The organism is Streptococcus sp. DD12 (assembly GCF_001578885.1).
Classification (GTDB): domain Bacteria; phylum Bacillota; class Bacilli; order Lactobacillales; family Streptococcaceae; genus Streptococcus.
Window position 1 is genome coordinate 122385 of record NZ_KQ969496.1, and the last position, 25424, is coordinate 147808.

Annotated in this window: 24 protein-coding genes and 2 pseudogenes; 21 read left to right on the forward strand and 5 right to left on the reverse strand. The window is 46.4% G+C overall.

Annotated elements, in window-relative coordinates; translation table 11 throughout:
* The first annotated feature begins 1 nt into the window (after window position 1).
* The 16 genes from accB (at window position 2) to jag (ending at window position 17641) form a co-directional block, all read left to right on the forward strand.
* A complete protein-coding gene (gene accB, locus STRDD12_RS06690; RefSeq protein ID WP_066916467.1) occupies window positions 2–502 on the forward strand; it encodes an acetyl-CoA carboxylase biotin carboxyl carrier protein in 501 nt (166 codons plus the stop codon).
* Complete coding sequence (gene fabZ, locus STRDD12_RS06695; protein WP_066916469.1) at window positions 499–921, forward strand: 3-hydroxyacyl-ACP dehydratase FabZ; 423 nt, start codon at window positions 499–501, stop codon at window positions 919–921. Before accB ends, fabZ begins: the two co-directional genes overlap by 4 nt.
* Window positions 922–934: 13 nt before the next feature.
* Window positions 935–2302 (forward strand): acetyl-CoA carboxylase biotin carboxylase subunit, encoded by a 1368-nt coding sequence (locus STRDD12_RS06700; protein ID WP_066916471.1) that lies wholly within the window; start codon window positions 935–937, stop codon window positions 2300–2302.
* A gap of 9 nt (window positions 2303–2311) precedes the next feature.
* Window positions 2312–3175: an acetyl-CoA carboxylase, carboxyltransferase subunit beta gene (accD, locus tag STRDD12_RS06705; RefSeq protein ID WP_066916473.1), complete on the forward strand. Its 864-nt coding sequence runs from the start codon at window positions 2312–2314 to the stop codon at window positions 3173–3175.
* Window positions 3175–3945 (forward strand): acetyl-CoA carboxylase carboxyl transferase subunit alpha, encoded by a 771-nt coding sequence (locus STRDD12_RS06710; protein ID WP_066916475.1) that lies wholly within the window; start codon window positions 3175–3177, stop codon window positions 3943–3945. The genes accD and STRDD12_RS06710 overlap by 1 nt, the downstream gene beginning before the upstream one ends.
* A 204-nt stretch (window positions 3946–4149) precedes the next feature.
* Entirely contained in the window at window positions 4150–7239 is a 3090-nt protein-coding gene (locus STRDD12_RS06715; protein WP_066916477.1) for a pilus expression-regulating Snf2 family helicase, read from the forward strand.
* Window positions 7240–7302: 63 nt separating this feature from the next.
* Window positions 7303–7884, forward strand: a complete 582-nt coding sequence (locus STRDD12_RS06720) for a divisome accessory protein ZapJ (protein ID WP_066916479.1) — start codon at window positions 7303–7305, stop codon at window positions 7882–7884.
* A gap of 1 nt (window position 7885) precedes the next feature.
* Entirely contained in the window at window positions 7886–9214 is a 1329-nt protein-coding gene (gene murC, locus STRDD12_RS06725) for a UDP-N-acetylmuramate--L-alanine ligase (RefSeq protein ID WP_066916481.1), read from the forward strand.
* A 2-nt stretch (window positions 9215–9216) separates the two neighbouring features.
* Window positions 9217–9702 (forward strand): GNAT family N-acetyltransferase, encoded by a 486-nt coding sequence (locus STRDD12_RS06730; RefSeq protein ID WP_066916483.1) that lies wholly within the window; start codon window positions 9217–9219, stop codon window positions 9700–9702.
* A gap of 39 nt (window positions 9703–9741) precedes the next feature.
* Window positions 9742–11781, forward strand: coding sequence for an endolytic transglycosylase MltG (gene mltG, locus STRDD12_RS06735; protein ID WP_066916485.1), 2040 nt, complete (start codon window positions 9742–9744; stop codon window positions 11779–11781).
* Between the two features lie 78 nt (window positions 11782–11859).
* A complete protein-coding gene (gene greA, locus STRDD12_RS06740) occupies window positions 11860–12342 on the forward strand; it encodes a transcription elongation factor GreA (RefSeq protein ID WP_066916487.1) in 483 nt (160 codons plus the stop codon).
* 367 nt (window positions 12343–12709) lie between these two features.
* The gene (locus tag STRDD12_RS06745) at window positions 12710–13900 is read left to right on the forward strand and encodes an argininosuccinate synthase (protein ID WP_066916489.1); all 1191 of its coding nucleotides are present in this window, start codon (window positions 12710–12712) and stop codon (window positions 13898–13900) included.
* A gap of 255 nt (window positions 13901–14155) precedes the next feature.
* Complete coding sequence (gene argH, locus STRDD12_RS06750) at window positions 14156–15535, forward strand: argininosuccinate lyase (RefSeq protein ID WP_066916491.1); 1380 nt, start codon at window positions 14156–14158, stop codon at window positions 15533–15535.
* 140 nt (window positions 15536–15675) lie between these two features.
* A complete protein-coding gene (gene rnpA / locus STRDD12_RS06755) occupies window positions 15676–16020 on the forward strand; it encodes a ribonuclease P protein component (protein ID WP_066916493.1) in 345 nt (114 codons plus the stop codon).
* A complete protein-coding gene (locus STRDD12_RS06760; RefSeq protein ID WP_066916495.1) occupies window positions 16017–16835 on the forward strand; it encodes a YidC/Oxa1 family membrane protein insertase in 819 nt (272 codons plus the stop codon). The genes rnpA and STRDD12_RS06760 overlap by 4 nt, the downstream gene beginning before the upstream one ends.
* A gap of 14 nt (window positions 16836–16849) precedes the next feature.
* Window positions 16850–17641 (forward strand): RNA-binding cell elongation regulator Jag/EloR, encoded by a 792-nt coding sequence (jag, locus tag STRDD12_RS06765; RefSeq protein ID WP_066916497.1) that lies wholly within the window; start codon window positions 16850–16852, stop codon window positions 17639–17641.
* A gap of 303 nt (window positions 17642–17944) precedes the next feature.
* Here jag and rnjA read toward each other — a convergent pair.
* Both rnjA and STRDD12_RS06775 read right to left on the reverse strand, forming a co-directional pair.
* A pseudogene (rnjA, locus tag STRDD12_RS06770) lies at window positions 17945–19618 on the reverse strand (ribonuclease J1); the annotation flags it as partial.
* A 1-nt stretch (window position 19619) separates the two neighbouring features.
* The gene (locus STRDD12_RS06775) at window positions 19620–19850 is read right to left on the reverse strand and encodes a DNA-directed RNA polymerase subunit epsilon (RefSeq protein ID WP_066916499.1); all 231 of its coding nucleotides are present in this window, start codon (window positions 19848–19850) and stop codon (window positions 19620–19622) included.
* Window positions 19851–20085: 235 nt separating this feature from the next.
* Between STRDD12_RS06775 and tsaB the strand changes: the two genes are divergently transcribed.
* From tsaB to STRDD12_RS06800, 5 genes and pseudogenes are all read left to right on the forward strand, one after another.
* A complete protein-coding gene (gene tsaB / locus STRDD12_RS06780) occupies window positions 20086–20772 on the forward strand; it encodes a tRNA (adenosine(37)-N6)-threonylcarbamoyltransferase complex dimerization subunit type 1 TsaB (protein ID WP_066916501.1) in 687 nt (228 codons plus the stop codon).
* Window positions 20718–21185, forward strand: a complete 468-nt coding sequence (gene rimI / locus STRDD12_RS06785; RefSeq protein WP_443031057.1) for a ribosomal protein S18-alanine N-acetyltransferase — start codon at window positions 20718–20720, stop codon at window positions 21183–21185. The genes tsaB and rimI overlap by 55 nt, the downstream gene beginning before the upstream one ends.
* Complete coding sequence (tsaD, locus tag STRDD12_RS06790) at window positions 21182–22195, forward strand: tRNA (adenosine(37)-N6)-threonylcarbamoyltransferase complex transferase subunit TsaD (protein ID WP_066916505.1); 1014 nt, start codon at window positions 21182–21184, stop codon at window positions 22193–22195. Before rimI ends, tsaD begins: the two co-directional genes overlap by 4 nt.
* A 24-nt stretch (window positions 22196–22219) precedes the next feature.
* Window positions 22220–22922: pseudogene (locus STRDD12_RS06795) on the forward strand (AzlC family ABC transporter permease).
* A complete protein-coding gene (locus STRDD12_RS06800; protein WP_066916507.1) occupies window positions 22909–23235 on the forward strand; it encodes an AzlD domain-containing protein in 327 nt (108 codons plus the stop codon). Before STRDD12_RS06795 ends, STRDD12_RS06800 begins: the two are co-directional and overlap by 14 nt.
* 60 nt (window positions 23236–23295) lie before the next feature.
* On the opposite strand, the gene STRDD12_RS06805 is transcribed toward STRDD12_RS06800, so the two are convergent.
* The 3 genes from STRDD12_RS06805 to STRDD12_RS06815 all read right to left on the reverse strand — a co-directional run bounded on the left by STRDD12_RS06805 (window position 23296) and on the right by STRDD12_RS06815 (window position 25389).
* Complete coding sequence (locus tag STRDD12_RS06805; RefSeq protein ID WP_066916509.1) at window positions 23296–23808, reverse strand: DUF1648 domain-containing protein; 513 nt, start codon at window positions 23806–23808, stop codon at window positions 23296–23298.
* Window positions 23795–24073 (reverse strand): autorepressor SdpR family transcription factor, encoded by a 279-nt coding sequence (locus STRDD12_RS06810; protein WP_066916511.1) that lies wholly within the window; start codon window positions 24071–24073, stop codon window positions 23795–23797. The genes STRDD12_RS06805 and STRDD12_RS06810 overlap by 14 nt, the downstream gene beginning before the upstream one ends.
* A gap of 143 nt (window positions 24074–24216) precedes the next feature.
* A complete protein-coding gene (locus STRDD12_RS06815) occupies window positions 24217–25389 on the reverse strand; it encodes an aminoacetone oxidase (RefSeq protein WP_066916513.1) in 1173 nt (390 codons plus the stop codon).
* Window positions 25390–25424 lie beyond the last annotated feature (35 nt).

A 25424-nucleotide genomic window follows, 5' to 3' on the forward strand; every position in this document is an offset into this window, starting at 1 on the left:
CGTGAATATTACAGAAATTAAAGATTTGATGGCCCAATTCGACGCCTCTAGTCTGCGCGAATTTAGCTACCAAACGGGCAATGATTCACTGGTTTTCTCTAAAAATAATGCAGCGAGCCCAGCTGCAGCAAAATCGGTACAAGCTGAGGCACCTGTCGCTTCAACGCCTCTTGCCGCAGCACCTGTGGCAGAGGTCAAAGCCCTTGCTTCTGCCGTTGAAGAAGTTGTCGAAGCATCTAATAACCCTGTCGCACCTGTTGCCGCTGAAGGGGAAATCGTAGAGAGTCCCTTGGTTGGGGTAGCTTACTTGGCGCCATCGCCAGACAAACCAGCCTTCGTTTCAGTTGGTGACAAGGTGACCAAAGGGCAAACGCTCTTGATCATCGAAGCCATGAAAGTCATGAACGAAGTGCCGGCACCAAAAGACGGTGTAGTGACGGAAATCCTCGTGGCTAACGAAGACATGGTTGAATTTGGTAAAGGATTGGTACGCATCAAATGATCGATATTAACCAAATCAAAGAAGCCCTGCCTCACCGTTACCCCATGCTCTTGGTCGACCGTGTCCTAGAGGTTGAAGGGGACAAGATTGTGGCCATTAAAAATGTCACCATCAACGAACCTTTCTTTAATGGGCATTTTCCTGATTACCCTGTCATGCCTGGTGTTTTGATTATGGAAGCCTTGGCACAGACAGCAGGTGTTTTGGAGTTGTCCAAGCCTGAAAACAAAGGCAAGTTGGTCTTTTACGCAGGCATGGACAAGGTCAAGTTTAAAAAACAAGTGGTACCAGGTGACCAACTGGTCATGACAGCTGAGTTTGTCAAACGCCGTGGTCCCATTGCAGTTGTAGAGGCAAAAGCAGAAGTTGATGGCAAGTTGGCGGCGTCAGGAACGCTGACCTTTGCCCTTGGAAAATAGAAAAAACAAGCTTATGTTTGATAAAATTTTAATTGCTAACCGTGGTGAAATTGCTGTCAGAATTATCCGTGCTGCCCGTGAAATGGGTATCGCTACAGTGGCTGTCTATTCTGAAGCGGACAAGCAATCCTTGCATACCCTCTTGGCAGATGAGGCCGTTTGTATTGGTCCAGCTCGCTCAACCGATTCTTACCTCAATATGAAGGCGGTTTTGTCTGCAGCGGTTGTGACCGGCGCTCAAGCGATCCATCCAGGCTTTGGTTTCTTAAGTGAAAACTCTAAGTTTGCCAGCCTATGTGAAGAGCTCAACATCAAATTTATCGGTCCTTCTGGCGACATCATGGACAAGATGGGTGACAAAATCAACGCCCGCAAGGAAATGATAAAGGCCAAAGTTCCCGTTATCCCAGGTTCTGATGGGGAAATCACTGACCCTGAGCAGGCTTTGGCCTTGGCAGATGAATTGGGCTATCCGGTCATGCTAAAAGCTTCTGCTGGTGGTGGCGGAAAGGGTATCCGCAAGGTGACTTCTAGTGAAGAACTGGTACCCGCCTTTGAATCTGCTTCCCAAGAAGCCTTGGCTGCCTTTGGGAATGGGGCTATGTACATGGAGAAAGTCATCTACCCAGCTCGCCATATCGAAGTGCAGATTTTAGGAGACCAGCAAGGTCATGTCATTCATCTGGGTGAGCGGGATTGCTCCTTACAGCGAAACAACCAAAAGGTTTTGGAAGAAAGTCCTTCCATTGCTATCGGAGACACCTTGCGTCACAAGATGGGACAAGCCGCAGTGCGTGCGGCTCAGGCGGTTGGCTATGAAAATGCAGGAACCATCGAGTTCTTGTTGGACGAGGCGACCGGTGAGTTTTATTTCATGGAAATGAACACGCGTGTGCAAGTTGAGCACCCTGTGACGGAGTTTGTGACGGGTATGGATATCGTCAAAGAACAAATCCGAATTGCTTACGGGGAAAACTTGTCCAAGACTCAAGACGATGTTGTTCTGACGGGGCATGCTATCGAGTGTCGGATTAATGCTGAAAACCCTGATTTTAACTTTGCACCAAGCCCTGGTAAGATTACAGACCTCTACTTGCCAAGCGGAGGTGTTGGCTTACGTGTGGATTCCGCGGTATACAATGGTTATACCATCCCGCCATACTATGACAGCATGATTGCTAAGATTATTGTTCATGGGGAAAACCGTTTTGACGCACTGATGAAAATGCAACGTGCCCTGTATGAGTTGGAAATTGATGGTGTCAAGACCAATGCAGACTTCCAAATGGATCTTATCTGTGACAAGCGTGTGCTTGCGGGTGATTATGACACAGCCTTTCTGATGGAACAGTTTTTACCTAACTACAAAGCGACGAAATAGGAGTAACCAATGGCTTTATTTGGGCGAAAAGATAAATATATCCGCATCAACCCGAATCGGTCCTTGCGGTCTGATCGAAAACCAGAAGCCCCTAATGTGCCGGATGAATTGTTTGCCAAATGTCCTGCTTGCAAGCATATGATTTACGTCAATGACTTGGGGACGCAAAAGATTTGTCCGGAGTGTGGCTATAGTTTTCGGATTACTGCCAAGGAACGTCTCAGCTTAATCGCTGATGAGGGCTCTTTTGAGGAATTGTTTACGGGGATTGAAACCAAAGATCCCTTGAACTTCCCTGGTTATGCTGAAAAGATTCAAGCCGCCAAGGAAAAGACAGGATTGGACGAAGCTGTCTTGACAGGAAAAGCGACCATCAAAGGGCAGACCGTTGCTTTAGGCATCATGGATTCGCACTTCATTATGGCTTCAATGGGGACTGTTGTGGGGGAAAAGATTACCCGACTTTTCGAGCTGGCTACCAAAGAAAAATTGCCAGTGGTCCTCTTTACAGCCTCTGGTGGAGCCAGAATGCAGGAAGGTATTATGAGCTTAATGCAGATGGCTAAGATTTCCGCAGCTGTTAAACGTCATTCCAATGCTGGTCTGTTTTACCTGACGGTTCTTACCGACCCTACGACTGGTGGGGTAACAGCGAGTTTCGCTATGGAAGGTGATATCATCATCGCTGAGCCTCAGGCCCTGATTGGTTTTGCGGGACGGCGTGTTATCGAAACAACCGTGCGGGAAGTGTTACCAGAAGGTTTCCAAAAAGCGGAATTTCTCTTGGAACATGGTTTTGTGGATGCGATTGTGCCACGTGGTGACCTACGTGACAAGATTGCCTTACTCGTCTCATTTCATGGAGGTGCCTAATGTCTGATGTGAAAATGGTCATGAAAGAAGCGCGTGAGCAGGGGCGTTTGACCGCCTTAGATTACGCAGAAACGCTTTTTGATGACTTCATGGAATTGCATGGGGACCGTCATTTCGGAGATGATGGGGCTATTGTTGGTGGGATTGGTTTTCTAGCTGGTCAAGCGGTTACGGTGATTGGGATTCAAAAAGGGAAAAACCTTCAAGATAACCTCAACCGTAACTTTGGACAGCCTAATCCAGAAGGTTACCGCAAGGCCTTGCGCTTGATGAAACAAGCTGAAAAGTTTGGTCGCCCAGTGGTTACTTTTATCAATACAGCGGGTGCCTACCCAGGTATTGGTGCCGAAGAACGGGGTCAAGGCGAAGCGATTGCTCGCAACCTCTATGAAATGAGTGACCTCAAGGTGCCAATTATTGCCATTATCATTGGTGAAGGAGGCTCGGGAGGAGCCCTTGCTCTTGGTGTCGCTGACCAGGTCTGGATGCTTGAAAACACCATGTATGCGATTTTGAGTCCAGAAGGCTTCGCTTCCATCTTATGGAAGGATGGTAGCCGGGCTGCCGAAGCTGCCGAACTCATGAAAATCACAGCTGGTGAACTCTTGCAGATGGACGTGGTTGACAAGGTCATTCCAGAGCGCGGTTTCTTTGCTAGCGAACTGATGGCTAAACTTAAAGAAGAGTTGACCCAGACTTTGGCTCAGCTTCAAGCACAACCCATCCAAGACTTGGTGGACAAGCGGTATGACCGCTTTCGGAAATTTTAAGGGAAAGCTCAAGACAGGATTGTCTTGGGTTTTTTGTATTTTACGGGACACGGCGATTGTCTTTAACGCTAACCATGCCAAAAAAGCTGTCAGCTTAGCTTAACTTGGAGGAGATGGCATTTTTTTCTAATCTCTACAAAGAGATTAGAAAACTCTTCTTTTCCTATGGTATAATGAAATGATAAGAAAAAAGGATGTGGTTGGATGAGTTTGTTGATGCCAGGTCGCGTACGCAATGAAGGAATTGCCCTGTATGAGGCCAATCAAGTTGCCGATGTCATGGAAACGTCTCAGGGCTATGAAGCACAGGTTGAGGGCCAGGTTGTGCATTATGCCTTAAACGACCAGCTGACGGCTTGTACCTGTGAGCTATTTGCCCAAAAAGGCTATTGTCCCCATATCGCTGCCTTGGAGTATTACTTTAAGCAGGACGATGAAGGCAAACACCTCCTTGAAGAAGAAAAAATCCAGCAAGAAGAGGCGGCCAGTCTGCATCCCCGCTTAGCGTTTGGCACGGTTTTTTTAAACCAGGTTCTGTCTGATGCGACGGACCGGTCCTACCAGCTATCTGTTCAGGGGGAATATTCCAGCTATGAGGAAACCATTCTCTGGAGTCTCTATCTGACACGCCTACCCAATGCGCGACCCTATGTGGTTAGAGACGTCTACAGTTTTTTACAGACGGTAGCTGCCCGAGACTCCTATCAAATCGGCAAACGCTACTATGAGCCCTTGCGCTTGGAACTTTTTGACCGAACCAGTCAGGATGTGCTGGCCTTCCTCAGTCGTCTTTTCCTGGTCGACGGCACAGACCGTCACCAGCAACCTTTTTTGCACAATATGGGCCGTCGGTTTTCCTTGCCTGTAACGGCTTTTGAAGAAGGATTAACCCTTTTTGAACAATTGCACGGCTTTGTCATGCACCTACCAGAAAAAGAAACGAGGGCAATAGTCATCCCTCTGACAGCTGAGTCAGGTCTCTTTTCCTTTGCCGTTCAAGTGCAAGATCAGTCGATCCTGATGACCATGCAGGAAGAGAAGGCTCTGGTCTTGTATGGCGGAGCCTATCTTTTCTACAAAGGAAACTTTTATCAGGTGACACAAGAGCAAGCCCAACTCATCAGGCAGTTGCGTACCCTCTCTTTGGATGAGGCAGATAGGCGTAGCTTGTACGTCTCACTGGACGAACAAACGCGCTTGGCCCAACTCTTGGTCGACCTACGCACCATCGGAAAAGTCGAAGCCCCAGATAGCTTTAGTAGTCGCGACTTTAAGGTGACTTTTGCCTTTGATTGGCAGGCCAATGATCGCCTGACCTTAGCTGTTTTATATGATTATGACGGCTATATGGTTAGAGATGCCTACACCTATGCTAACCTGCCATTTGCAAGCCATCTCCACCATGAACAATCCATCAATCGCCTCTTAAAACGGCATGGCTTTAGCCAACGCTTTGCCCAAGATAAGCCCCTGGCTTCCCCTGAAGCTCTCTACCAGTTTTTCAGTCAAGAAGTGCCTGATTTTGAGCGCTATGGTGAGGTGACCTTATCGGAAAATCTGATCAATCAACGAGATATCACTCAGTTGCAGCTGGATGTGTCAACCCAAGCCAATCTTTTAGACATTAGCTTTGACTTTTCAGGTGTCGCAGAGGCAGATGTTGACTTGGCCATGGAAGCTCTCCTCAATCAGGAAGATTACTATCTGGGCAACAATGGCCGTTTGGTTGTCTTTGATGAGGAGACCAAAGCTCTTAGCAAAAGTTTACAAGTTTTACGCCAAGGGAGTCAGGTGAAGGACGGTCATATGGCGGTAAACGCCCTGGCTGCTGTCCAGCTGGCCGATCAGTTAGAAGCCAGTGATGCGGTTCGTTTTTCAGTAGATTTTGAACGTTTGGCGCATGATTTACGGCACCCAGAAGATTTCCCTCTCCCTGACTTGACCGTTCAAGCGACGCTCAGAGATTACCAAAAAGATGGGGTCAGGTGGTTAGCGATGCTGGAAAGCCATGGATTCGGTGGTATTTTAGCCGATGATATGGGATTGGGCAAGACGCTACAGACCATTAGCTTTCTGACCAGTCAGATAAAAACTGGCGAAAGGGCTTTGATATTGGCGCCTTCTAGCTTGGTTTATAATTGGCGAGATGAATTTGCTAAGTTTTCGCCCCAAACCAGCGTTGCCGTGGCCTACGGTCCTAAAAAAGAACGCTTGGCGGTGTTAAAGAGTTCCGCGACAGTTGTCATCACCAGTTATGCTTCCTTTCGTCAGGATGCTGAGGACTACCAGAATGAGCACTTTACTTACCTGATTTTAGATGAAGCTCAGGCTTTGAAAAATGCCCAGACTAAGACAGCCCATCTGCTGAGAGATTTTGCCAGCGACCATTGTTTTGCCTTATCTGGAACGCCCATTGAAAACCATCTGTCGGAGATTTGGTCTATTTTCCAAATCGTCCTTCCAGGATTGTTACCTTCTAAAAAAGCTTTTAATAATTTGACAGCAGAGGAGGTAGGTCGCATGATTGGTCCTTTCGTCCTGAGACGGCGCAAGGAGGAAGTCCTTCCAGAACTCCCAGATTTGACGGAAATGGTTTACACCAATGAGCTGACTGAGGAGCAAAAAACGCTTTATCTGGCCCAATTGCGCCAAATCCAAGACCGCATTCGCCAGCTCAATGATGCAGACATGAGCCAACAGCGGATTGAAATCCTGTCAGGCATTACCCGCCTGCGCCAAATCTGTGATACCCCTGCTCTCTTCACTGATTTTAAGGGGGCAAGTGGCAAACTCGAAAGTCTAGATACCTTGTTGGAACAGCTCAAGGAAAATGGCCACCGTGTCCTGCTTTTTTCTCAGTTTAAAGGCATGCTCGAAGCAGTCGGTGAACTCATGGCTAAAAAAGGCATCACGTCCTATCAGTTGACAGGGTCAACCCCAGCCCATGAACGCCAGGCCATGACCAAGGCTTATAATATGGGCAGTCGGGATAACTTCTTGATATCTCTGAAAGCTGGAGGGGTCGGGCTCAATTTGACCGGTGCAGATACGGTGATTTTGATCGACCTCTGGTGGAATCCAGCAGTAGAAATGCAGGCCATCAGCCGTGCCCATCGTTTGGGGCAAAAACAAAAGGTGGATGTTTATCGTTTGATTACCCGTGGGACAATCGAAGAGCGCATCCTTGAACTTCAAGAAGGCAAGCGTGAACTGGCCTCTCTAGTGTTAGACACGAATAACCAGCGTGGTGGATTGACCAACGAGGACATTCGTCATATTCTGGGTCTAGATTAGAATTTTTTGAAAAGTTACTGTATTTAGTTTATAATAAAGAAGTTTAGTGAAAGGACAAGGACGATGGTAAGAGAGAGAAGTTTTCCTGTTGTAGCAGACGACCAACCCATCAGTCAAGAAGGCAAGGTGATGGCCCTTTATGACAACGAAGATTTGATTACCAACATCACCGACGACTATGTGGATAAGGATTATGGCGATGTGCCTAAGGCAGCGCGTGTTAGTACCACCACTAAAAAATCTTGGACCATGGGGACACAAACCCCGACACAAGTCGCCCGTCGTCAAGCCAAAGCAGACGTCAAGGCCAAACGGCAGCGCTACCTAGCGCCAGAAAGTTTGACAGGACGGCCAGCCTATGTTCCCAAACAACAAGCAGCCATAGCCAGCGTGGTGGATTTTGATGCCAGTCCTCAGCGGACATCGCGACTGGCTCGCGTAGCGGATCATCTGCGGCAAGATGACTATATTTTGGCTGAGATTCCTAAGCATTATAAAAAGCCAAAAAATCGCTCGGCTAAAAAACGAAAAAATTCCTATGATTTTTTGAAAAAATCACAGATTTATAGCAACTTCCAAGAACATCGGCACAGCTCAGATGTTCAAGAATTGAATTTAGCACAGTTAGAAGAAAAGGAAAACTGATATGACAACTTATCATTTTATTGGTATCAAGGGTTCTGGTATGAGTGCCCTAGCCTTGATGCTCCATCAAATGGGCCATCGGGTCCAAGGTTCAGACGTTGAAAAGTATTACTTCACCCAACGTGATCTTGAGCAGGCAGGTATTACCATCCTCCCTTTCAGTGCTGACAATATCACGAGCGATATGGAGATTATTGCTGGTAACGCTTTTCGTGACGATAACAATGTCGAAGTGGCTTTCTGTGATGAAAACCGCATTCCCTTTAAACGTTACCATGAGTTTCTAGGGGAATTCATGAGCCAGTTTGTTAGTTTCGGGGTTGCTGGCGCTCATGGAAAGACCTCAACAACAGGTCTTCTTGCCCACGTGATGCGTCACATTACCGATACCAGTTACCTGATTGGTGATGGGACTGGGCGTGGCCTCAAAGACAGCCATTACTTTGTCTTTGAAGCGGATGAGTACGAACGGCATTTCATGCCTTACCACCCAGAGTATTCGATTATTACGAATATTGACTTTGACCATCCGGATTACTTTACTAGTATTGACGATGTTTTCAACGCTTTTAACGACTACGCAAAACAAGTCAAAAAAGGTCTCTTTGTCTATGGTGAGGACCCTTACCTGCGTCGTTTAGAAAGTGATGCGACCATTTATTATTATGGTTTTCAAGATGGGGATGATTTTGTGGCCTACGATATCGTTCGGACGACATCTGGTTCGGACTTCAAGGTGCGTCACAAGGACCAAGATTTGGGGCAATTTCATGTGCCAGCCTTTGGACGTCACAACATTTTAAATGCGACGGCTGTGATTGCCAATCTCTATATTGCAGGCTTTGACATGGACTTGGTGCGTGAGCACCTGGCTAGTTTTGCTGGGGTCAAACGTCGCTTTACGGAAAAAGTGGTAAATGATACCATTATTATTGATGACTTTGCGCATCACCCAACAGAAATCATAGCCACTTTGGATGCGGCACGTCAAAAATACCCAAGCAAGGAAATTGTGGCCGTCTTCCAACCTCATACCTTTACTCGGACCATTGCCCTCTTGGATGAATTTGCGGAGGCCTTGAATCAGGCGGATGCCGTTTATCTGGCTCAGATTTACGGATCAGCGCGTGAAGTTGACCACGGCGATGTCAAGGTTGAAGATTTGGCCAAAAAGGTGGTTAAACCAGCCAAAGTCGTCACCGTTGACAATGTGTCACCTTTGCTCGATCATGAGGATGCGGTTTATGTCTTTATGGGTGCCGGCGATATCCAGTTGTATGAGCGTTCTTTTGAGGAACTCTTGTCAAATATCGTTCGTAAGGGCCTTTAAGGATGAAGATACGTCGTGTGACTATGGCAGACCTTGCAGCCATCATGCTAATTGAGCGGGAAAATTTTTCGCCTAAAGAAGCTGCTAGCCCACAGGCCATGCGACGCCGCCTTGACTTGAGTCCAGAGACCCAGCTGGTGATAGAAGAAGAGACCAGCCAGACTCTTCTGGGCTATGTGTCAAGCTTACCGTGTCCAACAGACCGCCTGACGGATGATTTGTTTGATGCGACAAGCATTGTCCCTGAGGCGCCTTATTTGGCTGTTTTGAGCCTGTCTATCTTGTCGGACTGTCAAGGCCAAGGCTTGGGGAGCCTCCTTTTGGCTGCCTTAAAAGAAGTGGCCCTTGAACAAGGAAGACGAGGCATTACCCTGACCTGTCACGAGACTTTGGTTACTTACTATGAGGCCAATGGTTTTGTGGACTCTGGCTACTCTCAGTCCAACCATGGCGGTAGCAGCTGGATTGACATGCTATGGCAAGCCTAAACCTATCTATTTAATCCCCTAGGAAAAGAGGAAACCTTTATGTCAGAACGTAATGATCACGAAAAAGAAAGTTTTCGAGAGAAAATTCTATCTGATTTGGAAAAACAACGGTTACAGCAGTATATCAACGAACAAGATAGCGACCAGCCGTTAGAAAATGCTGACCAAGAACACTTGGTCCCTGAGTTTGAAGCCTTTAAAAATTCTGAGAATGTCTCAGCAGGTCATTTAGATGTCCCTGAGACCGATCTTTCTGCTGAGCAGGTTCTAGACCATCTGGACCATTTGTTTGATCCAAGCCTAGACTTAACCCCCACTGATCCACTTAACCCGGATTACTCTGAGAACAAGGAAGAAAAAACAAGTGCTCAAGCAAGCACGAGCTCAGAGCTTTCACAAAAGGTTGCGTCCGAATCAGTGGCTCAGAGTGAAGCCACGGTTGTTGAAGTTATTGAACAATACAGCGCTTCTGCTGTGCAATCTGAGACAGCTTCTTCTGAAGAAGCGGTTGCCTATGAGCGGTATTACGACCCAGAGCGTGGGAAGTTTGTTCGCCGTCGTCTATCTGCCAGTCAATCAGAGGAGGCTTCTGAGAGCCTAGCCCAAAGTGACAGTGTGCCCTATGAAGAAGTGGCTATTACCTATAGTGCAGCGGGAACGACGGTTCCTGTCACCTATCACACCTCTCAGGCTGAAGAGGAAGCGGAGGCATTGGCCCAGTCTGAGGAACAGGAAGCTCACGCTATGGGTTCTGAGGCTTTGGAGACAACCGCTCCCATTGACAAGCTTAAGAAATCTCTAGCAGATAGTGTCAAAGACCAGCCGTCCCCTCAAGCGACCAAACAAGCTGATTCTGAGCTTCCACAAGCGCCATCTCCTGAAGCAGAGACTGATAAGACACCTAGTCGTAGCCAATCCAAAAAAGTGAAAAAACAAGCTAACTTGGCCGGACGTATTGCAAAACGCATCATTCTTTTCTTTGTCTTTCTTCTAATTGTCGGTGGCCTAGGCGTCAGTTACTATGTTTATGATTCCCTGCAACCTGTTGATAAAACAAGCAGTCAGTATGTTCAGGTAGAAATTCCTGAAGGTGCTGGAACCAAGCTGATCGGTCAGACCTTGCAAAAAGCTGGCGTGATTAAGTCGGCAATGGTCTTTAACTACTACACTAAATTTAGGAATTATTCTTCTTTTGCAGCGGGTTATTATAATATTCAAAAATCCATGTCTATGGATAAGATTATAAAAACCTTGCAGGCTGGTGGGACATCAGAACCGACCGCTCCTGTTGCAGGTAAGGTAACCATTCCTGAAGGCTATACCATTACCCAAATTGCCCAAGCGATCACGGACAATGTCAACACCAAAAAGAAAAATGATAAGACGCCATTTAAGGCCGATGATTTCTTAAAACTGGTGCAAGATGATAGTTTCATTGCCAAGATGAAGGAAAAATACCCGACACTCTTGGCCAACCTACCAGATAAGTCAAGTGTGACCTATGTCCTGGAAGGCTATCTTTTCCCAGCGACCTATAATTATTATGATAATACGAGCTTAGAAGATTTGGTTGATCAGATGCTTCAGGCTATGAACAGCAATCTGAGCCCTTATTATGATACGATTGCTGCGAGTGGGAAAACAGTCCATGAGGTCTTAACGCTGGCCTCCATCGTGGAAAAAGAAGGCAATACTGACGACGACCGCAGAAAGATTGCCAGTGTCTTTTATAACCGCTTGAATGCCGGTATGGCCTTGCAGTCCAATGTTCCTTTGCTCTATGCATCAGGAAAATTAGGCACAACAACCACCCTTGCAGAAGATGCAGCGGTTGACACATCGATGGATTCCCCTTATAATGACTATACCAATACCGGTTACCCACCAGGTCCTGTGGACAGTCCGGGGCTATCCTCTCTCAAAGCTGTGATAGAGCCTGATAGCACGGAATACCTCTACTTTGTTGCTGATGTGGATACTGGTACGGTATACTATTCTAAGACTTATGAAGAACACCAAGCAAATGTTGACACCTACGTCAACTCTAAGTTAAGTTCGAGCTCTAGTTCTAGTGAATAGACTGAGCATCAAGGAGTGGCTAAAACCCACTCTTTTGCATTTCTACCTAACTAAATGTCATAATAGAAAGAGAAAACAATGGCTGAAAAAACTTATTCCATGACCCAAGCAGAAAAAGACCAATTGGAAAAAGAACTCGAAGAGCTCAAGTTGGTCCGTCGTCCCGAAGTAATCGAACGCATCAAGATTGCCCGTTCTTATGGAGACTTGTCTGAAAACAGTGAGTATGAAGCGGCTAAGGATGAACAAGCCTTCGTTGAAGGCCAAATCTCAACCATCGAAACCAAGATTCGCTACGCTGAAATCGTTGATAGCGATGCGGTAGCTACTGACGAAGTCGCTATCGGAAAAACGGTGATCGTCCAAGAAGTGGGCACGACTGATGAAGACACCTATCTCATCGTGGGTGCAGCCGGTGCGGATGTTTTTGCAGGAAAAATTTCTAACGAAAGTCCCATTGCCCAAGCCTTGATTGGACGCAAGACAGGCGACCAAGTGACCATCAATTCACCTGCAGGTTCTTATGAAGTCGTGATCAAGGACGTTAAAAAGACCGTTTAATAAACAAAAGAAAGAGAAGCGCAAGCTTCTTTTTTTGTGGTCAAAATGAGAAAATGGCCGTGTTTTTTTAGATTAGTTACAAATAGAAAAAATGAGAAGACTAGAAAAGCCTGAGAAAGTAGTAAGCGACAGGATGACCAGATTTTTAGGGGGTTTCTTTTTTAGCGAAAAATGCCCTCTTAACGACTTTTTATTCATAGAAACAATTCTTATACGGATAGGAAACCCTGTTTTTACGGCTATTTTATTGCTTATTTAAAAAAATAGTAAAAAAATACAGGTTTAGGCTTGACAAAGTATAAATATGCGATATAATGTATATATAAACATGAGCGCTAGCTCAAATAATAAGAAAAGAGAAACTATTATGACGAAAGAAAAAGTAATCCTTGCTTACTCCGGTGGACTTGATACCTCTGTGGCTATCACTTGGCTCAAGAAAGACTACGATGTTGTTGCTGTCTGTATGGACGTCGGTGAAGGCAAAGACCTAGATTTTATTCACGACAAGGCCCTGACAGTCGGTGCTATCGAGTCCTATGTCTTGGATGTCAAAGATGAATTTGCTCAAGAATATGTTTTGCCAGCCCTGCAGGCGCATGCTTACTATGAACAGAAGTACCCTTTGGTGTCTGCTTTGAGTCGGCCAATTATTTCCAAAAAATTAGTTGAAATTGCGCATAAGACTGGCGCTACCACCATTGCTCACGGTTGTACCGGAAAAGGAAATGACCAAGTTCGGTTTGAAGTGGCTATCGCAGCCCTCGACCCAGAATTGAAGGTTATCGCCCCTGTTCGGGAGTGGAAGTGGTCTCGGGAAGAAGAAATCAATTATGCCAAAGAAAATGGCGTGCCAGTCCCTGCGGACTTGGATAACCCTTACTCTGTTGACCAAAACCTTTGGGGCCGGGCAAATGAGTGTGGTATCCTAGAAAACCCGTGGAACCAAGCGCCAGAAGATGCCTATGGCATTACCACAGCGCCAGAAGCTGCACCAGACCAAGCAGAGTTTGTGGACATCGAGTTCAAGGCTGGTGTGCCTGTCGCTGTTAATGGCAAGGAAATGAAATTGGCAGACCTTATCCAAGAGTTGAATGTCATTGCTGGAAAACACGGTGTCGGACGGATTGACCACGTGGAAAACCGGTTGGTCGGCATCAAATCTCGGGAAATTTACGAATGTCCAGGGGCGATTACCTTGTTGACTGCCCATAAGGAAATCGAAGATTTGACGCTGGTTCGGGAAGTTTCTCACTTTAAACCGATTCTCGAAAATGAATTGTCAAACTTGATTTACAATGCCCTTTGGTTTAACCCAGCGACTCAGGCCATTATTGCCTACTTGAAAGAAACGCAAAAAGTGGTTAATGGTACAGCCAAAGTTAAACTTTACAAGGGGTCTTGCCAAGTTGTAGCTAGAAAATCACCAAATTCCCTCTACGATGAAAACCTAGCAACCTACACATCAGCGGATACCTTTGACCAAGACGCAGCCGTAGGCTTTATCAAGCTTTGGGGACTGCCAACGAAGGTCAATGCTGAGGTCAACGACAAATAGGCAAGAGCAAAAAAGAGAAGACCTTTCAGATAAAAGTGTCCTGTGAGGCGCATCTGAAACTCTTTTCTTATTCATGACTGCGGTCTGATAAGGACTTCCTGTGAGTGGTCTTCAGACGAGCCCAAAATGGGCGCATCGCCCTGAGAGGCAAAAGAGGTTTAGAGCCATACTCTAGACCTTTTTTATGCTAGTAGTAGGTTTGAACTGATATTTTAGGTATAATAACAGTAGCAAACAGCAAAGGAAGAGGAAACAATGACAGAAAATCATAAATTATGGGGTGGCCGTTTTGAAGCTAGCCTGGAAGGTTGGGTAGAAGAGTTCGGCGCTTCTATTAGCTTTGACCAAAAAATGGCAGAATATGACCTGCTAGGCTCTGTGGCTCATGTCACCATGCTGGGCGAAACAGGGATTATTACAAAAGCAGAAGCCCAAACAATCAAGCAAGGTTTAGAGGACTTACTGGAAGAATTCCGTGCCGGTCAGTTAACTTTTGATGTTACCAACGAAGACATCCACATGAATATGGAGAGCCTCTTAACCCAAAAAATCGGCCCGGTCGCTGGTAAATTGCACACAGCGCGTTCACGTAACGACCAAGTCGCAACAGACATGCATCTCTATCTCAAGGCTAAATTAGCAGATGTTCTAGACAAATTGCACCATCTTCGTGAAACCTTGGTGACTGTGGCGGAGCAACATGTCTATACCATCATGCCAGGTTATACACACCTTCAGCATGCGCAACCCATATCTTTTGGGCATCACTTGATGGCTTATTACAGCATGTTTACCCGTGACAGTGACCGCTTTAGTTTTAACCTTCAGCACACAGACCTGTCTCCTTTAGGCGCTGCGGCTTTGGCGGGAACGACCTTTCCCATCGATCGTGAAATGACCACGGCTTTGCTTGGCTTTTCTCAGCCTTACAGTAACTCCTTGGATGCGGTCAGTGACCGGGATTTCATTTTAGAGTTTTTGTCAAATGCTTCTATCTTGATGATGCACATGAGCCGGCTGTGTGAGGAAATCATTAACTGGTGTTCCAACGAGTACCAATTTGTCACCTTGTCCGACACTTTCTCAACAGGGTCATCTATCATGCCACAAAAGAAAAACCCTGATATGGCTGAGCTTATTCGGGGCAAAACAGGGCGTGTCTATGGGGATTTAATCGGTCTTTTAACGGTGATGAAATCACTGCCTTTGGCCTACAACAAGGATTTGCAGGAAGACAAAGAAGGCATGTTTGACACGGTGGAAACCATCACGGTTGCGCTAGATATCCTATCTGGCATGCTGTCTAGTATGACGGTACACGACCAACACATGGCTGAATCGACCGAAAAGGATTTCTCAAATGCAACGGAACTTGCGGACTATCTGGCCAGCAAGGGTCTGCCTTTCCGGGAAGCCCATGAGATTGTCGGCAAAATGGTTTTAGAATGTACCAAAAAAGGCTACTATCTCCAAGATGTCCCTCTGGAGCGCTACCAAGAAGTATCTGACCTTATCGAGGCAGATATCTATGAGACCTTGGCATCTCATACGGCAGTCCAACGCCGGAATTCATTAGGGGGGACAGGTTTTAAACAGGTCGAATGGCAAATTGCCAAAGCTCAAAATGAGTTATAATCGAAAAACAAGAAGCCTTACTAACCGTCAACCAGTCAGGATAACCTGACTGGTTTTCTGTAGATTTTTTTAAGCTTACTTTGGCTTTTTGGGCTTTTATGTTATAATGGTAATTACTATATTGTGGAGGAGGACCTGAGGTGAAGAAATCTTATCGCGTCAAAAAAGATCAGGATTTTAAAGCTCTGTTTGACGCAGGCAAAAGTGTGGCCAACCGCAAATTTGTGATTTACCATTTACCTCGGGGCAAGGACCACTTCCGTGTGGGGCTCTCTGTCAGTAAGCGACTGGGCAATGCGGTGACACGAAACCGCATCAAACGGCGTTTGCGCCATTTGATTATGGAGCTAGCCGATGGCTTGGAAACCCAAGACTTTGTCATTATCTGTCGGCAGGGCGTTCAGGATTTGGATTATCAAGAAATGAAAAAAAACCTTGTGCATGTCCTCACACGTGCAGATATTTACCAAAAGGAGAAATTGTGAAAAAGACCTTACGTTTGATTCCCCTCCTCGGGGCAGCATTGTTAGTGCTGAGTGCCTGTGGGACTAGTGCAGTAACCAATCAGTCGACAGGGGCATGGGAGACCATCGTTTACTACTTTGCCTTGGCTATCAAGGGCATGTCCTTCGGGCAAAGCATGGGATTAGGGATTGTTCTCTTTACCTTGGCTATTCGTGTGGTGATGATTCCACTTTACCATTACCAAATGACTTCTAGCCGCAAGATGCAAGAGATTCAGCCACAACTCAAGGCTATCCAAGAAAAATACCGTGGCCTGTCAGACACGGAAAGCCGTTTAGCCATGACTGAGGAAACCCGTGCGGTCCAAAAAGAAGCGGGTGTGAGCACCTGGTCAAGCCTCTTACCTCTTTTGGTTCAGATGCCTATTCTCTGGGCTCTCTACCAGGCCTTAACGCGGGTTGATTTTGTTCGAGAAGGGCATTTCCTCTGGTTGGATTTGGCCAAACCCGATCAGTTTTATTTCTTGCCAATCTTAGCAGCCCTCTTTACCTTCTTGTCTTCCTGGTTGACCAACAAGGCTATCAAGGAAAAAAATGGGGCCATGACGGCTATGACCTATGGTTTGCCTGTCATGATTTTCTTCTTCGCTTTTAATATTGCCAGCGGGGTATCTCTTTACTGGACAGTTTCCAATGCTTTTCAGGTCGGACAAATCCTTCTGCTCAATAATCCGTTTAAGATAATTGCTGAGCGAGAAGAAAAAGAAGCTATCGAAAAAGAACGTGAAGCTAAGAAACGCCGTGCAATGCGTAAAGGGAAAAAGAAACGAAAATAAGGAGAATATAACTCATGGTAGTATTTACAGGGAAAACTGTTGAAGATGCCACACATCAAGCTGTTGCCAGTTTGGGTGTCTCAGTAGACAACCTGTCTATTCGTGTCATCACGATGGGGAAAAAGGGATTTTTAGGGATTGGTCGAAAATTAGCTGAAATCGATGTGACCTTGCTTTCAGTAAGGCCAGCAGAGCCTGAAACACCGACTCCTGCGACGGCTCAAGCAGAAGAAAAAATGCCAGTGGCACAGACACAGCCAGTGTCAGAAACAGACACAAGTCGTGATCAAGCTTTTGAAGAGTTTGTCTCAGCTACCTTCGGTCAGGATATCTCAGCCTTGAGCGATAAGGATATTGATGCGGCTCGCGACGGTGTCACCCAGTATTTAGAAACTATTTTGCAAGGAATGGGACTTGACGTGCAGCTGTCAACGCAAGTACGTGAAAAAACCATTCTGTTACAGATGGATACGCAAGAACCAGGGCGTTTGATTGGCTACCATGGAAAGATTCTTAAAGCTTTACAAGTCCTGGTCCAAAATTACTTGCATGACCGCTATTCTAAGGAACTGACGGTTACGCTTAATGTTGCTGACTACATGGAACGCCGTTATGAAGTCTTGGAATCCTTGGCCCGCAAGGCTGCAGCGCGTGTGCAGGAAACAGGTCGGGACTATATTTTAGACCCTATGCCAAATAATGAACGTAAGCAACTCCATAAGGTCTTATCAACAATTTCTGGTGTAGACAGCTATTCCGCTGGAGCAGATGGCCGTCGTCGTGTTGTTGTTACCCTAGAACGCTAAGAAAAGCACACCCTTTGGCTAGACCCCAAAGGTGAACAATAAATTGAACAAAGGATTTAGAACTGGATGACACAGGGCTAAATCCTTTTTGTTTTTACTTCCCTATGCTTGGACTTTCCAAGCCAGTGATAGCAAGCATGTGTTTGTAAATGAAGATGCAAAAACCCCCGCCAAAATAAGGATGGTGGGGGTTAGTTTGCTTTATTTTTGAGGGGTTGCTTTACGCTTTTGGTTGCTGTGCTTTTTGGGGCGGCGTTTTGGGCCTGTCCCTTTTTTAGCAGTAACAAGAGGCGCTTGTCCATCATCTGGTGTTAAAACCATCGGTATGATAATGGGTTCACGCTCTGTTTTTTCATAAAGGAAGGGGCGCAAGGCATTGACAATGGCACCATTGACTGATTGGATAGTGGCTTCCTTGTTCTTTAGTGCAATTCGGATGGCATTAAAGAGCACCCGCTGGCTCTCACGGATAAGTTGGCCAGATTCGCGCATGTAAATAAAACCACGACTGAGAATATCTGGACCAGCTAAAATCATCTTAGATTTGAAGTCGACAGTTGCAACTGCTAAGACGACCCCGTCTTCGGCCAAATCGTGACGGTCACGTAGGACGGCGGCTCCGATATCACCAATACCATTACCGTCTACATAAGTATCTTGAGCATTGAAGTGACCAGCCCTGCGAGCAGAGTCTTTAGTCAAGGCCAAGACATCCCCGTTTTCCAAGATAAAGATATTCTCTTTAGGAATGCCTACATCTTGCGCTAGTCCTGCGTGAACCTTTTGCATGCGGTATTCCCCATGCACAGGCATGAAGAACTTAGGTTTAATCAAGCGTAGCATGAGTTTTTGTTCCTGCTGGCCACCGTGTCCAGAGGTATGGATGTTGTTGACTTTCCCATGGATAACATCGACACCAGCTTCTTCGATGGTGTTGATGAGGCGGTTAACACTAATGGTGTTTCCTGGGATAGGACTTGATGAGAAAATAACGGTATCCCCTGGTTGCAATTGCACCTGACGGTGCATGCCATTGGCAATCCGAGAGAGGGCAGCCATAGGTTCCCCTTGGCTACCAGTACACATGATTAAAATTTCACTGGCATGGTAGTTTTTAAGTTCACTTGGCTCGATAAAGGTTCCTTCAGGCGCCTTGATGTAGCCCAATTCCATACCATTGACAATAGCCTTTTCCATGGAACGGCCAAAAACGACAATCTTTCGACCGGTTTTGACCGCTGCATCCGTGGCTTGTTGGAGGCGGAAAATATTGGAGGCAAATGATGCGAAAATGATGCGCCCTTGGATGCCTTCGATAATTTTCATGATGGACTGGCCAACAACTTGTTCGGAGTTGGTAAAGGTTGGGATTTCAGCGTTGGTTGAATCTGATAAGAGACAAAGCACCCCATCTTCACCCAAGGCAGCCATCCGATGCAGGTCAGCTGGCTCACCAACTGGGGTAAAGTCAAACTTAAAGTCACCTGTACAGACAATCTTCCCTTGAGGTGTGTGAATGACAATCCCTAAAGGTTCAGGGATGGAGTGTGTTGTCCGAAAGAAAGTCACACTGAGGTTTTTAAAGGTTAATTCTGAATCTGCGTGAATTTCGTAGAGTTTGGCAGACCGTAAGAGACCGTGTTCTTCGAGTTTGCCTCGAATCAATGCCAAGGCTAAGGGCCCAGCGTAAATGGGAATATTGGCCTGTTTAAGCAGGAAAGGAATACCACCGATGTGGTCTTCGTGCCCGTGGGTGATGACCAGTGCCTTGATGCGGTCAATATTTTCCACGATATAAGAATAGTCAGGGATGACATAATCAATCCCTAACAAATCATCCTCAGGGAATTTAATCCCGGCATCGACGATGATGATTTCATCCTTGTATTCGATTCCGTATGTATTTTTCCCGATTTCGCCTAATCCGCCGATAGCGTAAACGCCAACTTCTTCGGGTTTTAAATCTATGTGAGACATTTTAAAGCTCCGTTAATGCAAAAGCGCCAGACTCTTTCTCATAGGCCAAATGTTTCTCTGTCAGGGCTTCGATAAATTCAATATTGTAATCTGTTTTAGACTCGATGAGTTCGCGGACAGCGATAATGCCTTCACGTTCATTGCTGGCATCAATATCCAGATAGAGGGCTTTGGTTTGTTCGCGACGCGGGTTACGGTCTTTGCGTTCTTGGTAAAATACTTTGAAAATCATAGTGTTCCTTTCTATCAATGTCGGTCAAAACGCACACTAATAGGACCAACCGTAAAGGTTGGGCTTCCCATTATGTTATCTAGTGTAATAAATTTAACCGTGATTATGCAGTGCCTACATTATAGCATAAATAGAGGGAAAAATAAAGGCGCAAACCGAGGGAAAGCCTAGCCATATCTTTGGCTTTTGGGTGTCTTGTGCTATAATGAAACTATTAGGAAAAAAGGGGAATGCAATGCTTAGCTTAGCTCTAGATACGTCCAATCAATCCTTATCTGTCGCCCTCTTAGATGGCGAAAAGCTCTTAGGACAGGTTCTGGTCACCATTAAGAAAAACCATTCCATCACATTGATGCCAACCATTGATTATTTGGTGCGGACCTGTGACGTCTCAAAATCGGCTATTGAACGGATTATCGTCGCTCAGGGACCGGGTTCCTATACCGGTTTGCGGATTGCAGTGGTCACAGCTAAGACCTTGGCTATGGCCCTGAACTGTGACTTGGTTGGGGTCTCCAGTCTTTTTGCGTTGACAGATAAGACAGTTTCTGGGATACAGATTCCCTTGATAAATGCCCGCCGCCATGCGGTTTATGCAGGGATTTATCAGGAGGACATGCCTGTGCAAGCCGATGCTTACCAGGATTTTTCGGAGCTCTTAGCAGTGGCTTCTCAGTATGAGCAGGTAACTTTTGTGGGAGAGGTCGCTGCTTTTGCGGAGGAAATTAAAAAGTCCCTGCCTCAAGCACAGGTACTTGAAACCCAGCCTGACGCCTATCGGCTAGGGCTTTTGGGGCAAACCTTACCTGCGGTGGCTGTTCATGATTTTGTTCCCTCCTATCTAAAGGCAGTAGAAGCAGAGGAAAAATGGCAAGAAACGCACCCGACAGACGAGACCAAGGACTGGATTGCACGCATCTGATGCGCGATAGGGATTACCTCGCAGCGGTTAGCGAGATTTTGACAGCTAATTATGGTCAGTCTCCTTGGACGAAAGAGCAGATTGCGCAGGATATGGCCCAGGCAACGACGGATTATTATTATGTCTATGACCATGAAAAAGTAGTTGGCTTTATGTCGGTTAACCAACTGGTAGGGGAGTCGGAACTGACCAACCTTGCCATCTTGCCGGCTTATCAAAAAAAAGGCTATGCCAAGCAACTCTTGTCCCAATTGGAGGATAGCCTAGTGCCTGTATTTTTGGAAGTCCGTCAATCCAATCAACGAGCTATCACCCTTTATCAGGCCAACGGCTTTCGGATTATCGGTCGGCGAAAGGCCTATTATCACGCGCCTGTTGAGGATGCGCTTATCATGAAAAAAGAAGGATTATGAAAACTAATTATCTTTTAGCCATCGAGTCTTCTTGTGACGAGACGAGTGTGGCTGTCTTAAAAAACCAAACAGAATTATTGTCAAATGTTATTGCTTCCCAAGTGGCCAGTCACAAACGTTTTGGAGGAGTTGTCCCGGAAGTGGCTAGCCGTCATCATGTCGAAGTGATGACTTATTGTATCCAGGAAGCCTTGGATGAAGCAGGCCTTAGGGCCGATGACCTTTCGGCTGTGGCGGTGACCTATGGTCCAGGTTTGGTAGGGGCCCTCTTGGTTGGTCTATCCGCAGCCAAGGCTTTTGCTTGGGCGCATGATTTGCCTTTGATTCCGGTCAATCATATGGCAGGTCATCTGATGGCAGCAAATCAAGTCCAAACATTAGAGTACCCACTTTTGGCGCTCTTGGTCTCTGGTGGGCACACGGAGTTGGTTTATGTCACAGAACCAGGGGCTTATCAAATTGTTGGAGAAACGCGTGATGATGCGGTGGGAGAAGCCTATGATAAAGTTGGTCGGGTGATGGGCTTAAGCTACCCAGCTGGTCGAGAGATTGATCAGTTAGCCCATCAGGGCAAGGACAGCTATCACTTGCCACGGGCCATGCTCCAAGAATCAAACTTAGAGTTCTCCTTTTCAGGTCTTAAGTCTGCTGTTATCAATCTCCACCATAATGCTCAGCAAAAAGGCGAAGCGCTTGATCAAGCAGACCTAGCGGCCTCTTTTCAAGCCGCTGTGTTAGACGTTTTGCTGACGAAAACAAAAAAAGCCCTGGAACTCTATCCTGCCAAGCAATTGGTTGTTGCCGGGGGAGTGGCTGCGAATCAAGGGCTGCGTGAACGTTTGGCTAGCGAAATCAAGGACATTCCAGTGATTATTCCGCCTTTGCGTCTTTGCGGGGACAACGCTGGGATGATTGCGTTAGCAGGAGCTATTGAATATGACAAAAACAACCGAGCTGACTGGGAATTAAATGCGAAACCTAGCCTGGCTTTTCCCACCAAGGGAATTTAAAAGGGAGAAAAAAAGAGAAGGCTAATGCGAACAGAAGAATTTTGGGATGGTGTCAGGGCTTCTATCCCTACGGCCTTGGGTTATGTCAGTATTGGGATAGCCTGTGGAGTGGTAGGAGCCAGTTCAGGACTTTCGCCACTAGAGATGGGGCTGATGTCAGCCATTGTTTACGGGGGGAGTGCGCAATTTGCCATGTGTGCCCTTTTTTTTGGCCCACACGCCATTACTTGGGATTGTGGCCACCGTATTTTTGATTAATTTACGCAATTTTTTGATGAGCCTGCATGCGACGACTATTTTTCAGGGGCAACCCTTGGGGCAAAATATCTTCATCGGGAGCCTCATCACAGACGAGAGCTATGCGGTTTTGCTCAATGAAAGTTATCATGAGCGTAAAGTCAGTCAGCAATGGATGCACGGCAATAACGTGACAGGTTATATTACCTGGATTTTAGCGGTGACGGTGAGTACCTATTTTGGGCAGTATATCCCTAACCCTGAGGCTTGGGGGTTGGATTTTGCCTTGGTCGGTATGTTCGTTGGTATCTTTGGTGGCCAACTTGTGGCCTTGCGCCAAGCGCATTCTGTCAGACACATTAGCCTGATTTTACTTACGGTAGCGCTAGCCTACCTGACTTTCTCTATGCTAGTGTCTGAATCCTTAGCGGTCTTATTGGCAACTTTGATAGCCTGTGGAGTGGGGGTGACTTTCGATGAAGTTAGATAGTGTTGTCCTCTGGGCTATCTTACTGGGTGGGCTCGTGACTTGGGTGCCGAGGATTTTACCTTTTATCTTGACCCAATATAAGGGACTCCCCCAACTGGTCTTGAAATTTTTACATTATTTGCCCATTTCCATCATTTTTGCCTTGACCTTGTCGAGTCTTTTAGTGGAAAAAACGGGGCATTTGCCCCAGCTGAAGTGGGCGGATTTTTTGGCCGTTTTTCCAAGCCTTTTTGTGGCCCTTCGGTCTCAAAATATCCTCTGGTCCGTCTTGACAGGAGTGGTTTGTGTCGCAGTCTTTCGCTTGATTTTATAAAGCCATCACAAAAACGACCTGCTGGTCGTTTTTTTCGTCTATCTTGAGAAAATGGTTCTATCATTTGCCTGTTAGGAGTAGGACGCTAGCCCATAAAAGGATAAGCAGGCTAATCAGCGTGAGGGTGTAAGCCGTCCAACGTGGTAGTGGCTGGCGACCCACTTGCACCTGTTTTGGCAAGTAGTTGCTAATGATGAGGAGGCTAATCCCGACGGTATAGAGACTAGAGGCAAGGATTGGAAAATGAGTAAAGAGGTTACGCCATAAAATAGCTAGGGATAGACCGCTCCAGACAAGAGGCAGTAGCCAATGAAAAACATGGCGAAAGCTAGCATTGGTGATACGGTCAGACCCTTGCAGGGTCCAATCCATGAATGCTTGAAGCAAGCAGCCAAACAATAAACCAGTGATGAGAAAGAGAGGCTTACTCAGATAAGCATTGGGGTTAGTAGAAGTGGCGAAATGGACGGCTAAATGAGCGGGGAGTTTACCGTAAACGAAGAGGGCATAAGCATAGGGTAAAGCAAGGAGCAGGTAGGGTGTTAGCCTTGTGATGGGTTTAGTCTTTGTCATGGGTGCTACCTCCAAGAGATGAAAACCAGTTGAGAATTTCTTCAAAAACGGTTAAGTTGAGTTGGTAATAAATAAAATTTTTGTCTTTTTGGGGACTGATAAGGTCAGCTTTTTTGAGCTGGCTCAGGTGATAGGAAATGGTAGCTGGGGTCAGGTCGAAGGCTTGGGCAAGTTCACCCGCCGTTTTAGGCCCATGTTTGAGCATTTCTAAAATCTGTCGACGGACGGGGTCAGCCAAGGCTTTGAGGGTTTCGTTTAGGCCCATAAGGTGCTCCTTTCTCTAACTGCTTAGAAATATTTCTAAATAGATTTTAACACTTTGCCGATGGAAATCAAGCCTATTTCGAAAATTTCCTAAATAAGGATAAACAAAAAAAGGCCTAAGCCTATTTCGAAAAACGCAGGTAATTACCAATGGTCCGCTCCGGCTACCCAGCCTGTACAAAGAGCTGTCGTAATATTAAAGCCACCGGTATGGGCATTGATGTCTAAAACTTCACCCGCAAAATGCAAGCCCGGTGTCGTTTTACTTTCTAGGGTTTTGGGATTGATATGCTTGAGCGATACACCGCCCTTGGTGACAAAAGAGCGCGCTAGCGACATCTTACCTGTCACAGGTATGGGAAGGGCTTTGAGACGCTTTAAGAGGCTCTCTTTATCCTTGGCTGTCAACTGCTTGACCTTTTGGGGAAAAGACTGCGCATAGAAATCAGCCAGCCGTTCAGGGAGCCATGTCTTAAGCGCATTCTTTAAGCTTTTGTCTCGCTGTGCTTCGAGGGCTTGGTCAATATCTTGGCTGCTCATCTGAGGGATAAGGTCCAAAAAGACGGTCTCTCCACCCGAAACAAAGCTAGACAGGCGTAAGGCTGCCGGGCCAGACAGGCCAAAATGCGTAAAAAGAAGGTCATGGGTGATGGTGTGTGTTTGGTAGCTGAGGGTGACGTCGCTGAGGGAAATGCCTTGCAATTGTTTATGGGGAAAATCCGTCAAAAGTGGACTTTCGGCTGCCTCTAGGTCCGTGACAGGCATATGGAAATGTCTGGCAATGTCGTAGCCAAAACCGGTGGACCCTGTTGAGGGATAGGCCTTACCACCTGTCGTTACAATGAGTTTGTCACAGGTCCAAGTGCGGTCAGAACTGCGCAAGATAAAGTGGTCGTCATCTTTTTTTACGGAGACAATTTCTGTCGCTAGGGCAAGCTCGCCCCCAAGTTCAGCAATGGTTTTAGTCAGCGCCTCGATAATCGTCCGAGACTTGTCACTGCTTGGAAAAACGCGACCATGGTCTTCCACCTTGAGGGCAACGCCTCTGTCTTGAAAGAACTGCATAATGTCGTGGTTATCAAACTGAGAAAAGGTACTATAAAGAAAGCGGCCATTGCCAGGAATGCCAGCTAGGAGGTCATCAAGACTACCGTTGTTGGTCACGTTGCACCGACCGCCACCTGTCATAGCGAGCTTTTTTCCTAAGCGACGATTTTTATCAATCAAAAGGGTGGGGTGTCCCTGATAGAGGCTAGAGATGCTCGCCATCATGCCAGCTGGGCCACCTCCCAAAACGATGGTATGGTAATGGTTCATGGTCTTATTGTACCATAAAATGAGGGGGAGAATAC

Excerpts from the sequence above, each read along its gene's own strand:
- fabZ (WP_066916469.1), top strand. The coding sequence starts at position 499 with ATGATCGATATTAACCAAATCAAAGAAGCCCTGCCTCACCGTTACCCC.
- STRDD12_RS06700 (WP_066916471.1), top strand. The coding sequence starts at position 935 with ATGTTTGATAAAATTTTAATTGCTAACCGTGGTGAAATTGCTGTCAGA.
- accD (WP_066916473.1), top strand. The coding sequence starts at position 2,312 with ATGGCTTTATTTGGGCGAAAAGATAAATATATCCGCATCAACCCGAAT.
- STRDD12_RS06710 (WP_066916475.1), top strand. The coding sequence starts at position 3,175 with ATGTCTGATGTGAAAATGGTCATGAAAGAAGCGCGTGAGCAGGGGCGT.
- STRDD12_RS06715 (WP_066916477.1), top strand. The coding sequence starts at position 4,150 with ATGAGTTTGTTGATGCCAGGTCGCGTACGCAATGAAGGAATTGCCCTG.
- STRDD12_RS06720 (WP_066916479.1), top strand. The coding sequence starts at position 7,303 with ATGGTAAGAGAGAGAAGTTTTCCTGTTGTAGCAGACGACCAACCCATC.
- murC (WP_066916481.1), top strand. The coding sequence starts at position 7,886 with ATGACAACTTATCATTTTATTGGTATCAAGGGTTCTGGTATGAGTGCC.
- STRDD12_RS06730 (WP_066916483.1), top strand. The coding sequence starts at position 9,217 with ATGAAGATACGTCGTGTGACTATGGCAGACCTTGCAGCCATCATGCTA.
- mltG (WP_066916485.1), top strand. The coding sequence starts at position 9,742 with ATGTCAGAACGTAATGATCACGAAAAAGAAAGTTTTCGAGAGAAAATT.
- greA (WP_066916487.1), top strand. The coding sequence starts at position 11,860 with ATGGCTGAAAAAACTTATTCCATGACCCAAGCAGAAAAAGACCAATTG.
- STRDD12_RS06745 (WP_066916489.1), top strand. The coding sequence starts at position 12,710 with ATGACGAAAGAAAAAGTAATCCTTGCTTACTCCGGTGGACTTGATACC.
- argH (WP_066916491.1), top strand. The coding sequence starts at position 14,156 with ATGACAGAAAATCATAAATTATGGGGTGGCCGTTTTGAAGCTAGCCTG.
- jag (WP_066916497.1), top strand. The coding sequence starts at position 16,850 with ATGGTAGTATTTACAGGGAAAACTGTTGAAGATGCCACACATCAAGCT.
- STRDD12_RS06775 (WP_066916499.1), bottom strand. The coding sequence starts at position 19,850 with ATGATTTTCAAAGTATTTTACCAAGAACGCAAAGACCGTAACCCGCGT.
- tsaB (WP_066916501.1), top strand. The coding sequence starts at position 20,086 with ATGCTTAGCTTAGCTCTAGATACGTCCAATCAATCCTTATCTGTCGCC.
- rimI (WP_443031057.1), top strand. The coding sequence starts at position 20,718 with ATGGCAAGAAACGCACCCGACAGACGAGACCAAGGACTGGATTGCACG.
- tsaD (WP_066916505.1), top strand. The coding sequence starts at position 21,182 with ATGAAAACTAATTATCTTTTAGCCATCGAGTCTTCTTGTGACGAGACG.
- STRDD12_RS06800 (WP_066916507.1), top strand. The coding sequence starts at position 22,909 with ATGAAGTTAGATAGTGTTGTCCTCTGGGCTATCTTACTGGGTGGGCTC.
- STRDD12_RS06805 (WP_066916509.1), bottom strand. The coding sequence starts at position 23,808 with ATGACAAAGACTAAACCCATCACAAGGCTAACACCCTACCTGCTCCTT.
- STRDD12_RS06810 (WP_066916511.1), bottom strand. The coding sequence starts at position 24,073 with ATGGGCCTAAACGAAACCCTCAAAGCCTTGGCTGACCCCGTCCGTCGA.
- STRDD12_RS06815 (WP_066916513.1), bottom strand. The coding sequence starts at position 25,389 with ATGAACCATTACCATACCATCGTTTTGGGAGGTGGCCCAGCTGGCATG.